This window comes from Leuconostoc mesenteroides subsp. mesenteroides (assembly GCA_009676745.1).
Taxonomy (GTDB): domain Bacteria; phylum Bacillota; class Bacilli; order Lactobacillales; family Lactobacillaceae; genus Leuconostoc; species Leuconostoc koreense.
Genome location: CP046062.1, coordinates 1,195,143 through 1,208,876, shown reverse-complemented (window position 1 = coordinate 1,208,876; position 13,734 = coordinate 1,195,143). Strand labels below are relative to the sequence as shown.

At 36.5% G+C, this 13,734-nt stretch carries 12 protein-coding genes; all 12 read right to left on the bottom strand.

Annotation, left to right across the window (positions count from 1 at the left end):
• Nucleotides 1–228: 228 nt before the first annotated feature.
• Nucleotides 229–1,575, bottom strand: a complete 1,347-nt coding sequence (gene glnA / locus GJV51_06070; protein QGM25563.1) for a type I glutamate--ammonia ligase — start codon at nt 1,573–1,575, stop codon at nt 229–231.
• 12 nt (nt 1,576–1,587) lie between these two features.
• Nucleotides 1,588–1,926: a MerR family transcriptional regulator gene (locus GJV51_06065; protein ID QGM25562.1), complete on the bottom strand. Its 339-nt coding sequence runs from the start codon at nt 1,924–1,926 to the stop codon at nt 1,588–1,590.
• Between the two features lie 89 nt (nt 1,927–2,015).
• Nucleotides 2,016–3,245 (bottom strand): DUF853 family protein, encoded by a 1,230-nt coding sequence (locus GJV51_06060; protein QGM25561.1) that lies wholly within the window; start codon nt 3,243–3,245, stop codon nt 2,016–2,018.
• A 151-nt stretch (nt 3,246–3,396) separates the two neighbouring features.
• Complete coding sequence (locus tag GJV51_06055; GenBank protein QGM25560.1) at nt 3,397–4,389, bottom strand: sortase; 993 nt, start codon at nt 4,387–4,389, stop codon at nt 3,397–3,399.
• A gap of 33 nt (nt 4,390–4,422) precedes the next feature.
• Entirely contained in the window at nt 4,423–7,104 is a 2,682-nt protein-coding gene (gene polA, locus GJV51_06050; GenBank protein ID QGM25559.1) for a DNA polymerase I, read from the bottom strand.
• 200 nt (nt 7,105–7,304) lie between these two features.
• Nucleotides 7,305–8,879 carry a glycoside hydrolase family 32 protein gene (locus GJV51_06045; GenBank protein QGM25558.1) on the bottom strand — a complete coding sequence of 525 codons (1,575 nt, stop codon included), beginning with the start codon at nt 8,877–8,879 and terminating at the stop codon, nt 7,305–7,307.
• 241 nt (nt 8,880–9,120) lie between these two features.
• Nucleotides 9,121–9,516, bottom strand: a complete 396-nt coding sequence (locus tag GJV51_06040; GenBank protein ID QGM25557.1) for a DUF1093 domain-containing protein — start codon at nt 9,514–9,516, stop codon at nt 9,121–9,123.
• Between the two features lie 116 nt (nt 9,517–9,632).
• Nucleotides 9,633–10,352: a BAX inhibitor (BI)-1/YccA family protein gene (locus GJV51_06035; protein QGM25556.1), complete on the bottom strand. Its 720-nt coding sequence runs from the start codon at nt 10,350–10,352 to the stop codon at nt 9,633–9,635.
• A 71-nt stretch (nt 10,353–10,423) separates the two neighbouring features.
• Nucleotides 10,424–11,758, bottom strand: a complete 1,335-nt coding sequence (locus GJV51_06030; protein ID QGM25555.1) for a UDP-N-acetylmuramate--L-alanine ligase — start codon at nt 11,756–11,758, stop codon at nt 10,424–10,426.
• Between the two features lie 188 nt (nt 11,759–11,946).
• A complete protein-coding gene (locus GJV51_06025; GenBank protein ID QGM25554.1) occupies nt 11,947–12,603 on the bottom strand; it encodes a DUF4479 domain-containing protein in 657 nt (218 codons plus the stop codon).
• A 145-nt stretch (nt 12,604–12,748) separates the two neighbouring features.
• Nucleotides 12,749–13,423, bottom strand: coding sequence for a 5'-methylthioadenosine/adenosylhomocysteine nucleosidase (locus GJV51_06020; GenBank protein ID QGM25553.1), 675 nt, complete (start codon nt 13,421–13,423; stop codon nt 12,749–12,751).
• Between the two features lie 17 nt (nt 13,424–13,440).
• Nucleotides 13,441–13,734 carry a hypothetical protein gene (locus tag GJV51_06015; GenBank protein QGM25552.1) on the bottom strand — a complete coding sequence of 98 codons (294 nt, stop codon included), beginning with the start codon at nt 13,732–13,734 and terminating at the stop codon, nt 13,441–13,443.

The following is a 13,734-nucleotide window of genomic DNA, read 5'->3' as shown; positions in this document are numbered from 1 at the left end:
TTATCGTTCGTTTACAATTACAATTTAACAGATTTTCGTTCGTTTGTGTTCGTTTTAAAATAAGAAAATTCACAATAAACAACAAATAGTTCGTTAATAACGAACTATTTTAACATTTATTTGTTTTTATCCGAACGTTAACAATGTATCCGTTTACAAAAACATCAAAGCTGAACGTTCGTATAAAATTTAGAGCAAAAAAAAAGAAGCATTTCTGCTTCTACGACATTAATACTTTTCCAAATATGTATCTGTTTCCCATTGAGAAACATACTGACGATATGATACATATTCGATTTTCTTTGCTTCAATAAATTTGTCGGCAATGTGTTCACCGATTGCTGTACGCACGACATCATCAGCCGCAAGTTCACGAACCGCTGCCAATAATGTATCTGGCAAATCCGTAATACCAGCACGTTCACGTTCAATTTCATCCATCAAATAGATGTTTTTATCAACCGAAGCCAATGGTTCCAACTCACGCTTAATACCATCTAATCCCGAAGCAAGAATTGCTGCAAGAGATGTGTAAGGGTTAGCTGTTGGATCTACCGAACGTAGTTCCAAACGTGTTGATTGCCCACGTGATGCTGGTACACGTACCATTGGTGAACGATTTGAGGCTGACCAAGCAACATAAACTGGTGCTTCAAAGCCGGGTGTCAAACGCTTATATGAGTTAACAGTTGGATTTGCCAAAGCTGTAAAGGCTGTAGCGTGTTCCAAAACACCACCCAAGAAATTATAAGCTGCTTTTGAAAGTCCCATTTCATCAGAAACATCTTCGAATGCATTGCCTTCTTTTGTAAACAAAGACATGTTTGTATGCATACCTGAACCATTAATGCCAGCAACTGGTTTTGGCATGAATGTTGCAAAGTAACCATTCTTACGCGCAATTGTTTTAACAACAAGCTTAAATGTTTGAATATTATCTGCTGCTTCCAATGCCGTTGCATACTTGAAGTCAACTTCGTGTTGACCTTCAGCAACTTCGTGGTGAGCTGCTTCAATTTCAAATCCCATTTTTTCCAATGTTAAGACGATTTCACGACGAACATTTTCACCCATATCCAAAGGTGCCAAATCAAAATAGCCACCCTTATCATTCAATTCTGTGGTTGGGTTGCCCTTTTCATCAAGCTTGAACAAAAAGAATTCAGGCTCAGTACCAACGTTAAATGAAGTAAATCCGGCTTCACGTGCTTCTGCCAACACAGTACGTAGTGCGTGACGTGGATCACCAGCAAATGGTTCACGGTTCGCTGTATAAATATCAGCAATTAATCGTGCCACCTTACCGCCATGTCCGTCAGTCGCCCATGGGAAAATCATGAATGTTGACAAATCAGGATATAGATACATATCTGATTCATTAATACGTACAAATCCTTCGATAGATGAACCGTCAAACATCAAATTATTATTTAACACTTTATCTAACTGTGATGTGGGCACTTCGACATTTTTAATAGCGCCCAAGACGTCTGTAAATGTTACGCGAATAAACTCCACGTTTTCGTCTGCCACGATTTGCTTAATTTCTTCTTTGGTAAAAGTTTTGCGAGCCATGATTGTCCTTTCTTAATGAGCCCCGAATCGTCCGAGTTGGGCGAATTCTTTTTGTAGTGAACGGCGTAGTGCTGCTTCTGAATCTTGCTTTTCTTGTGCTTTACGGCGTTGCTTGGCGAAAATTTCTTGAATATCTTTAATAGAGTCTCCAGCATCCAAGAAATCACGAATTTCGAGCAAACGATCAACATCATTTAATGAAAAACGTCTCTGGCCACCTTTGCCGCGACCCGGCGTAATTAATTTCTGTTGTTCATAGTATCTAATCTGACGATCAGTCAATAACGTGAGCTCGCGTACAGTACCAATTGGTAAAATTGATAAATTACGTCTCAATTCGCGTTCGCTCATCACAATACCTCCGCTTAAGATACTTTTATTCTAAACGAAAGTAATAACCTTTGCAAATTATGTGTCATGTTTCCTGACATCAGGTTTAGTTATAGACCAAAATGAATATTTTTGGTTTGATGGCTAATTGTACTCTGTTCAACCTTCACCTTCTTCAGCTCTTGGTGCGTAACTGTTTTTAAAAGTGCTTCCCCAGTTGCTAAATTTGTTACTGTGTCAATTAGGTTCTCTTTGATGTTTAACAAATTTTCGATTTCATTTCTTGTGTTGAGTCGCTGCACAATAACGCTACCGAATTGTCCGAGTAGCTCAACAGGAATATCTAATGGGCTTTGTGTACTCATCATCAAATCCAACCCCAGTTTTCTTCCTTCACGAATTAACGAAAAAATGCCCTGATTGCCATGGCCACTATTAGACAAGTATCGATGTGCTTCATCGATGAAGATTATTACAGGGAAGCCTGGTCTACTAGGTTTCGCTATGTTCATCATCTGCATAATTAAAATTTCAACAAGTATTTGATTTATTTTTCGTTCGTGGCTAAACAAAGATAAATCGATTATCAAACTCTGTTTCGTCGCCTGACGTGTTGTGAACAATCGCAGTAAATACTCGACATCATAGTGCACGATTTCTTGTTTCTTTGATCTTGACAATAAGCTGCGTATTTGCTTATTTTTTAAGGTTTGTCTTAATTGTGCAAGGCTTGACCATGCTTTGACAATCGCTTCCTTATCATAAGTTTGTCCTAATAATGAAAAATCAGCACGCTCATCAGCATACGGTATAATAAATTCTTCTTGCAATTGATTTGCCAACAAGCTTAAATCAAAGTGTTTATCCTTTATTTTAAGCTGGTCCACTAGATGATCATGTTCAAATTGTCTTCTATTAATTTTTTTATAGATTCCTGGTTTGGTTACAACATTGTTTTGTATTTGCAAACTTTCAATTGCAGCGGGTAAATGTGCCAGTAACGATTTATCTGTAATATTTAATAGATGAGCAATTTGCTCACTCGTTAAATGAGTAATATCAAAGAAACCATCATCCCCCAAAATAATACGCTGTACATTGAGTATTGCTTGGAATTCACCTGTCGGATCCAATACAATAACATTCTGTTGGTTATTTTTGAGCTCTTCTATAATGGTTAACGCAGTAGACGACTTTCCACTACCGGTCACACCAGTAATTAGCAAGTGCTGAGATAATAGTTCATCAGCAGAAATAGGTAAATATTCTTGTGCTTCCACATCAAAAAATTGTCGCTTAAATATTAGTGAGGCATCCTTATGTATTTGTTTATCAATCATTTTTATCCCTACGTATACTAAAACGTGTTTGACACTACTTTTATATTTTCGCTTATTATAGCGCTGTTCACAGTATAAATAAATAGCCATGCATTTTATTTATCAAAAAATGGTTTCACGACCTGAAACCATTTTACTCAATTAATTTAATTTATTTTGTTCCACCAGCATCACCATTTGCACCTTCTTCTACACCCGGATTCCACCAACTTACACGAGCATTAGTATTGCGTACTTTTAAATTAAATTCGCTAACCAATTTTTCGGGTGCACTGTCCCACGTATACGTTTTCTTCAGTTCAGCATGTGTAATAATCCGATAGGTCGTTGATGGAAAAAGGCAACTAATAATTGTTAACCTTGCTTCCTTAGTTGGATTTAACACTGATACCTCTGTTGATAAAACTGTATTTTGGCTAGTAATTTCGTATCGGTAAATGCCCTCCCCATTAGCCAACAGAATGCTTTTCCCATTTAGCCATGATGACCCCTTCAACTTGCCATTCTGTAAATATGGTGAATCATTATTAGTTATCTGTTGCAACGCACTAAATCCAGTCTGACCATCATTAAAATTGTGGGCTGCTAGTCCATAGTTCCCTTGTCCCATAACTGGCTTTTGTTGCCCTTCTGGGTCTTTTTCAGATTTATTCGCGTAATTTGCACCAAGGTTCAATCCTTCGGCACTATAAGCATCATTGTAAATTGGTAATAAGATATTTGCACTTGGAATCGATACGAATCCTTGTTTCTCAAAATTTTTTGTGGCATTTCGCATAACCATTTTTCGAATAAGGGTACGAGAAGTTATATCCTCTGCTGCTTTTTTATTAGCTGTTTTGCGTTCTTGTTTATGAATGGGTTTCAAAATAGCTGTTTTGATCCCTGCCACATTTTTTTGGTATAAATAAGAACCTCCAAGGACAAGTAACGAGATGAAACTTGCAGTAAACAGTGCATCGTAAAACAAATGATGATGACTAAACTGCTTATGACGTAGTCTTGAAATTACGAGTTGACTAGCAGCAACTAACAAAAAAATTATCACAAAAATGGCAACATATATCCCTATTTTTTGCGTAATTTCCCATACTGTCATGTTATCACTAGCCGCCGCTAATACCGAAGGCAATTTTATCATCATAATAATCTGTCCCCACTTGAATTCTTGTCATTTCTACTTTGCATCGTACCAAGTGTCACCATGATGTGCATCAACTTTTAATGGCACATCTAATGCAACGGCTGAATCCATAACATTCGTAACAACTTCGGTCAATTCATCAATTTCATCTACGGGTGCTTCAAAAATTAATTCATCGTGTACTTGAAGCAACATTCTCGCCTGTAAGTTATTCTCTCGTAAAGCCTCATTAACCTTTATCATCGCAATTTTGATAATATCTGCTGCTGAACCTTGTATGGGCGAGTTCATCGCAGTACGTTCAGCAAATGACCGTAAATTAAAGTTCTTTGCTTGAATATCTGGTAAATAACGACGCCTATGGGCAATTGTTTCTACATAACCGTGTTCATGTGCAAAAGCCTTGATTGTATTCATCCATTCATGAATTTGAGGGAATTCTTGGAAATACGTATCAATAAAACGCTTCGCTTCAGCACGAGAAATTCCCAAATTATTAGCCAAACCATAATCAGAAATACCATACACAATACCAAAATTGACAGCTTTAGCCGTACGACGCTTAAGTGGATCAACTACCGCACTTTCCTCTAAGCCAAAAACAGCACGAGCTGTTTCGGCATGAATATCTTCGCCGTTGAGAAAGGCTTTTTGCATATTTTTATCCCCCGTAACATGGGCCAAAACACGTAATTCAATTTGGGAATAATCGGCACCAAATATTTGCCAATTTGGATGACTGGGGACAAATGCTGTCCGGATTAGGCGTCCTTCTTCTGAACGCATTGGAATATTCTGCAAATTAGGATCAACTGACGATAGTCGACCAGTTTGTGTCAACGTCTGCAAAAATCGCGTGTGAATTTTACTGTCTTTGGAAGATATAACTGAAAGCAGGCCGTCAATGTAAGTTGATTTTAGTTTCGCTAGTTGACGATACTGCAAAATATGATCAACGATAGGCGCTTGCGGTGCTAATTTTTCCAACACATCTACAGCCGTTGAGTAGCCTGTCTTTGTTTTTTTTATTACAGGCAAACCCATTTTCTCAAACAGCAATATACCCAATTGTTTTGGCGAATTGAGGTTAAACTCTTCGCCAGCTTCAATATAGATAGCTGACTGAATATCAGCTATTCGTTCGGATAAGTCTTTGCCTTTATTTCGTAGGTACTCAGGATTGACCTTAATACCTTGATATTCCATATCAGCTAAAACAAACGCTAATGGCAGCTCGATGTCCGTATATAGATGTGTTTGCTCATGTTTTTTTAATTCTGTGAACGCTGGTTCTTCTAATTTGAAAAGACCATCTGCTTTATGAGCGATATGCGACAGTAATAGATTGGTATCGGTTGGAATAGCGAATTTGGCGCCTTTACCATAAATATCTTCATCAGGAGTCAAGTAAACATCAAAACGCTGCGCTAAAGTTGACAAAACGTTATCATTAGCTACTGTATCGAGCAAATACGCAACCAATATAAAATCAAAATTCACACCCTTAAGAGACAAACCCAATCGTTTAAATAATACAAGCTGTGCTTTAACATTGAAAACATTTTTTAAAATCTGATCATTTTCAATCACTGATTTCAACTCTTCAGTCTGTAACAAGGAGATATCACGACTAGCATAATAGCCAACTTCGGGATTACCGATGGCAAAACCAATCATTTCTCCTTCGTGATAATTATCGCCCACAAATTCAATATGAATTGCTATCTTATTACCTAGCATAGCAATTGCTTTTAAATTATTTTCTTTCAATTCGACAAAATTTATACCATTGTCAAATTCTTTTGTGTTCTCAAGTTGCCCCGATTTGCGTAACGCTTTTATTTTCGCTAATTGCTGCTTGAAATCCAAATTTTCATAAAATGGAATAATTTTCTCAAAATCGACACCTCGGTATTCCATTTCTTCAAGTGGTAAGGTTAATTGTGCATCTGTTAAAATCGTGGCCAATTCACGTGCTTGGAAAGCTAATTCACGGTCATTAATCAAATTGTCTTTCATTTTTGACTGCTTCATTTTGTCAATATTATCATACAAATTGTCAATATTATGATATTCAGCAAGTAGCTTTAATGCTGTCTTTTCACCAACTTTTGTAACGCCAGGATAATTATCAGATGTATCACCTGTCAATGCCTTCTTATCAATAATTTGATCCGGTGTCAGCCCAAATTTTTCTTTTATATAAGCTGGTGTATAACTTTCAATATCCGTGACACCTTTTTTGGTCACGTTTACAGTAATATTTTCCGTGGCTAATTGTGTCAAATCCTGATCACCAGTTACAATAGTGACAGAATATCCTGCTGCTTCACCCATACGTGAATAGGTTCCAATGATATCATCAGCTTCTAAACCGACCTGTTCATAATTCCGCAAGCCATGTAACATAACCATTTCTCGCAAATACGGAAACTGCTCTTTAAATTCTTCTGGTACTTTAGAACGACCATCCTTATATTCAGGAAATAACTTCCCACGATGTGTTTCTTTTCCAGAACCAGCATCCCAAGCTACTAATGCTAAATCTGGAGCCATTGGATCTACAATTTTATCTAAAAAATTATTAAATGCTACCAAAGCGTTTGTATGTAAACCTTCATGCGAAATCATACGGTCCAACTGATTGTACATCGCATAAAAAGCTCTGAAAGCAAGAGAATTCCCGTCAATTAGTAATAGTTTTTTATTGGTCATCTTAATGTCCCATCTTATATTTATCTATATTAAGTGTAACACACGTCGATATATCACTTAAGCATAGTAATTTCTTATGCGTCAATTTTTGTATGTATTTTTATGTTGTTACAGTTAAAAAACTTTTAGCCAAATTCATCAGCTAAAAGTTCTACATGCTTCTTTATTGAGTTACAAATATTATTTGTTAGCAAAGATTATTAATTATCAACATTGCTCATTGAATAGAACAAATCGTTCTCACTATTAGTTTCAACATTAAATAATAAATCATCTTCGGTCGAATACTTTAATAATGAATAAGTACGTCCACTATTTTCAAATTCAATCTCAACACTTGTTTTATCAGTGTATACATGTAGCTTAAAAACATCTGGATTAATGACACCACTTTGTTCGATAAATGTTCTATTATATTCAGTATTGGCACCACTGTCAGCGATGTTTTTTGTTTGTCGTGTTACCGTGTAATAACCAGTGTCTGCATTGTACCTTAAGTCGACAGTTGCATCTTTTTGCTTAAATGATAGATGAATTTCTCCACAGACAGTCCCTTTCTTTTTATTTTTCATCTGTAAATAGAAGCTTTGACTTATCCAACGTTGCGTATTTAATAGTTGATAATACCCCTTGTTATTTTTAGCCAATTGACTTGTACTAATCGTGTCTTTTATCGTTTGTGTCAGCCTATCGTAAGGTTTAATCAGCGAAGATACCATCGTATACTCACCATTAACTTGGGTTAGATTCAATTGATGCGCTAAAGATAATGATCCTAATTTATATGACTGTTCACCATTCGCATCAACTATTTTTTTGCATGAATATTCCCAATTACCTAACCAACCGATTGACAATATATTCATATTATCTGATGTTTGAAAATAGTTACTAGCATAATAATCTGAACCATCATCAACACGTTTTGGCTGTTGCTCAGCAACAAATACACCAGTATTGTCAAGATGGCCAACCATATAATACGAACCACTTGTCTGACCGTAATTATAGCCATTAGCACCGAAAAATAGTACCGATTTAGTTGTACCCGTAGTTGCATCACACATTGTTTTTAGATTTGGGCATTCAATCAATCCTAAATCCTTGCCATTTAAAGCACCGCTATTCAATAATGTAGCACCGACGTAATCGAAGTGTATACCATCACCACTAGTATACACACCTATTTTATCGTCTTCAGCAAGATACATTGTCACCTTTTTTGTTTCTTTATTGAAAAAAACGTAGGGATCTCTACAGTGAGTTTTTTCAGATGTTGCAGACATAATGGCTCCATCAGAATAAGGTTGATAGGTCACACCATTATCAATAGAGTATGCCACATATTGTTTTTGCCCAGTTGGCGTATAACTAGTGAAATAGGCAATTATTGCTTTTTTTGGTAAATCAGCAAAGAAATGGTTTGTGTTGTTAATGATTGATCCCGTCGCAACGGCTTCCCATTTATTTTGAAACTTTGGAATAGCGATACCTAGTTTCTCATAATGTACGAAATCTTTTGTCTTAACATGATACCACTCCGTGCCATCGTCATCATGCTTATAATTCAAATCAGCTAAGTAGTAAATATGGTAGTATCCTGATGCATCTTGCCAAATACTTTGTATATCGTTCATAACTCCTTGCTCAATATTATGATGATAATATTGTTGATACTCGTTTGATGTTACAGTCCCCGCCATAACAGATGAAACACTGATGAAAAACAGTGAAAACATTGCTCCGGCTACCTTTAGTAGTCTTGTAAATGTCATAAAAATACTATCTCCCTTAAATTTGCGCATAAGATTTATTTTACCTGAAACAATTTATTTGTCAAACGTTAATCATTTATACCAAATAAAAAAGAGCCACACATAAGGCAAGTGTGTGGCCCTACATTCAAGAGTGTGCATTTTTCGGTAGAGTTGAAAAGCACATATAGTATTCTAAAACGATAACGCTTTGAAAGCAACGAACTATGGTAGGCAGTATTTTTGAAAGTGTTTAAAAATATTATTTCAGCTTGCACATAATATTATCTGGAATTGTTGACTTACTGATATTGTATGGCCCTTTTACCACCCGTTCATCACTAATGTCAGCTTTAATAAAACTATTCTCTTTCAATGGTCGCACATTTTCTCCGCTCAACTCATAATTGATTATTTTTCTTTCACCTTTTTTGGTAATAAAGTGAAATTTGTATTTATAACTGTGTGAATGAGAAATAATTTTCCCACTACCATCTACAGTTTTTTCTTTTTTAGGAACATGTGCAGATGTTCTGGCATACCCGACTTCTGTTACATATGTATCATGATAATAACGTGCTACCTGTACAAAAATAATGGCCATTACTACCAAGATAATTGACACCAAAAATATGCTTTTTCTACGATTCAAATCCATAATATTCCCCAAAAGCAGTTTTCATAACTACTTTATTATACGTGATTATTTACAATTAAAACTTTTGTTTATAACTAATTTTTTCACAAAAAAAAGACCCACATGGGTCTTTTTCATTAATCGCGCGAGCCATTGACAACGCCAAAGATACGTAATAGTGCAAAGAAAATATTGACAAAATCTAAATATAATCTCAAGGCACCATTTACTGCAAGACCGGTTGTATCTGCTTGACCGGCAAATTGTGCATACATCACTTTTAGGTTCTGATTATCATATGCTGTAAATAATGAGAAGACAACGACACTAACCCATGAAAGCAATAGTGAAACGATGCCACTATAGAAAAACATATTAGCAATTGATGCTATCAGCAAACCAATTAACAGACCAAACAAAATTGAACCTAATCCGGTCAAATCACGTTTTGTGAAAGCACCATAGGCCGCCATTCCACCAAAAACCGCGGATGCAGAAACGAAAGCCATCAACACAGAAGCTCCTGTATAAACAGCTAACAAGACGCCGAGTGTTAAACCTTCAACTACTGCAAAAGCCATTAATAAGCCAAAAGCACGGGCAGGGTTTTTAAAAGTTGCACGACCAACCATCGTTATAATCAACATTTGAATGCCCAACAGTGCCAAAAGACCAATAAAATTACCGACAAGCAACTTAGCCACTTGTTCTAAAAAAAAGGTTTGTACTATAAAGCCTGTCACTGCGGTAAGCAAAACTGCTATACCCATAAAGCTATAGGTTTGCTTAAAGAATGCGCGCATTCCTTCATCTACACCCGTCACATCACGACGGGCGTTCATATTAAAATTATCCATTTCTATTTACCTCCAGTATTTTAAACAATTCTGGTTATACTAATTATAACAGAAGCTACATTAAATAAACATTAAGTCAGGTCCGTTCTCAATTGGCCAAGTAACTTTTCATAAGCAAATTCATATTTTTCAATGTCACCAGCCCCCATAAAGATCATTACAGCATTTTCATATGGCATTAATAGACTCATGTCATTTTCTTCAATAATGCCACCAAACTTACTAATTTCAGCTCCTAAGTCCTTGGAAGTAATTGTTCCTGCTTGTTCCCGTGCAGAGCCAAAAATATTGGCTAGATAAACTTGATCTGCCGCTTCTAAACTACTAGCAAATTCATCTTTGTACGCAATTACGCGTGAGAAAGTATGTGGCTGAAAAATGGCAATAATCTTTTTATTGGGATACTTTTGGCGTGCTGCATCTATTGTCGCTGTAATTTCTGTTGGGTGATGAGCATAATCATCAATTACTGTAATATCAGCAATTTGCTTTTCACTAAAACGACGTTTAACACCCTGATAAGTCAGCAAATATTGACGAATTAAATCAAGGTCAACTTCTTCCATATAAGATACAGCAATCACTGCTAACGCATTTAAAATACCATGTTGTCCAAATAAAGGAACGGCAAATTCACCTAAGTCTTGACCACGAAAAACAACGTTAAAATGTGACCCCTGAGTTGACTTGTGAATATCAGTTGCCACAAAGTCATCTCTATCTGGATTAACACCATAATAGTAAACATCTGCTGAGGGTTTCAAAGAACGTAAGCGTGTATCATCACCCCAAGCAAAAATAGCCTTTTTAACATGATTAGCAAAATCAGCAAATGCAGATGTTACATCTTCAATGCCTGTGTAATAATCAGGATGATCAAAATCAATATTTGTTAAAATTGCATAATCTGGAGCATAGTCTTTAAAGTGACGGCGATATTCATCTGCCTCAACAACAAAAAATTGTGAGTTAGGCACTCCTCGTCCCGTGCCATCTCCGATAAGATATGAAGTAGGGGCAATATTTTTCAACACGTGTGCCAGTAATCCGGTTGTAGACGTTTTACCGTGGGCTCCAGCAACCGCTATAGATGTAGTTTGTGATATTTGTTCTTGAACAGCCTCTGGATAAGAAACCATGGTTACACCAATTTCTAATGCCCGAGCCACTTCAATTTGATCATCATTAAAAGCATTTCCCCTCACAAAAATAGCATCTCGATTAGCATCAACATTTTTTGCACCAAATGGTAATATTTTGATACCTGCGGCCTCTAACGGAGCTTGCGTATATGTATACGTATCAATATCTGAACCAAGTACCTCGTTTCCTTGATCATGCAAAATTTGCGCTAGCGGTCCCATTCCGGTTCCTTTAATGCCAATAAAATAATACTTCTTACTCATTTTTTTACAATCTCCATCACAAACGTGAAATACTGTAACTCACCTTTTCGTAACTCAAACATCAATTTCCGATACTTTGTACTTTCATCATTGAATGTTCGATAAACGCGCGGTGCGTTTCTAATTTTATCTACCATTTATTAACACGTGCAGCTATAATAATTAACACTAGCTGCACTTCCCCCGTCTTAATAATTTGTGTCAACCAATCCATTTGTATAAAGTTTTGCACCTTTTTCAAAGTCAAACACATCACCAATTTCACCAAAGTCATTTGGTAAAACCAAAGCACCAGGTTTTTCAGGAGCCCCCGGCAAATGTAACTCTCTCCCAGAAACAATCATCCCTGAAGATGGCACACCGCGTAATGCGCCATCCCATATCAATGCACCTGAAGGCATCATTGTTCCTGGCTGTGCCACTACAACTTTAATCCCTGTTTTCATATTTGGTGATCCAGAGACAATCTGCAAGCTTTTTTGGTCACTAACTTTTGTTTGTGTAATGTGTAAATGATCTGAATCTGGATGATTCGAAAGACTTTCAACGAAACCAATAACAAGCTTTGAAGGTGAAACCTTCAATAATTCATCAAATCCGGCCGATTTGATAGTAGTATTAAGCATATTTACTTGCTCTTCGTTTAAGAATATTTGACCATTTTCTCCAATAATCCCTAGTTCGGCACCCACGTTGGCAATGTTAAATCCGGTTACCTGATCTGTTTCAGCATTACTTATTCGTGTTACGTTTCTGCTAGTAGTCACAATTTGTTTCTCTGCGTTAGGAGCGAGTGTAACGACAAGTATGTCCCCACAAGATTTTTGGTTATATGAAGTAATCATTTTATTATATTCCTTAAATTTAATATATTTTCTATTTTACATTATTCTTTACTTACTTGCACCCTAACCCCTATACCAACTATCACAGAAATCAGCTATTTCTAATATTACAACAACTTATCAGTATAAAAAAAAGCCTGTCGGCTTAGTTCTTTTGATCCATATAGTTAATTAACAACTGGGCTGAAGCTTTACCAGCTTCAATTACAAAATCATCAAAGACGATATTAGATTCTCCATTAGCTAAATCAGAAACACCACGTAATACGATAAACGGGGTCCCAAACTGTGTAGCAACTTGTGCCACTGCTGCTGCTTCCATCTCAGCAACTAGTGCCTCGGGAAAATGAGACAATATTTTCTGTTTACCATCATCTTGAACAAATTGATCACCAGAAACAATCAACCCTTCTTTTCCTGCTGTTAACTTCTTAAAATCAGCAACTACTGTTGGATCTGCTTCGTAATATAAGGGCTTATTTGGTAATTGTCCATAAGCGTATCCAAATGCCGTCACATCGACATCTGAATACGCAATACGTGTGCCAATAACTTCATCCCCAATTTTCAAATCAGGGTCTAGTGCACCAGCAGAGCCAGTGTTAACAATCAAATCAGGATTAAAATTATCAATCATCACTGTGGCAGCAGAACCTGCAGCAACTTTACCAATACCAGACTCAGTTAGCATTACTTCATGATTTTTATAAGTTCCTGAAGTAATCGTTGTGCTACCGTGTTGTCTTGTTTCTGTGTTTTCAAGAATTGCGGACAATGCAATCTTTTCCTCCGCCATTGGCGTGATAATTCCTATTTTCATTTTTTTCTCCAAATTTACTAGTTAATTAAAAAAAAGGCGGCGTACGTTGCAATAATTAATAAAATTAAAACAATAATAATGACATTGTAACGATGTGTTAAGCGTTTTGATTTGCCTTTCGCTGTTAACTTACCATCTGACCCTAATTCATAACGCCCTTTACGTGTTAACCGCATCTCTTCTCGAGTTTCTGGTTGAACAATTTCAACTTGAGTTGGATGTTTTCTAGCGTATTCTTTTTCAACTTTAATACGTTCTTTTTCACGCGCCTTCTGCTCTTTTTTGGCTGCTTTACGTGACATTTTATCCAT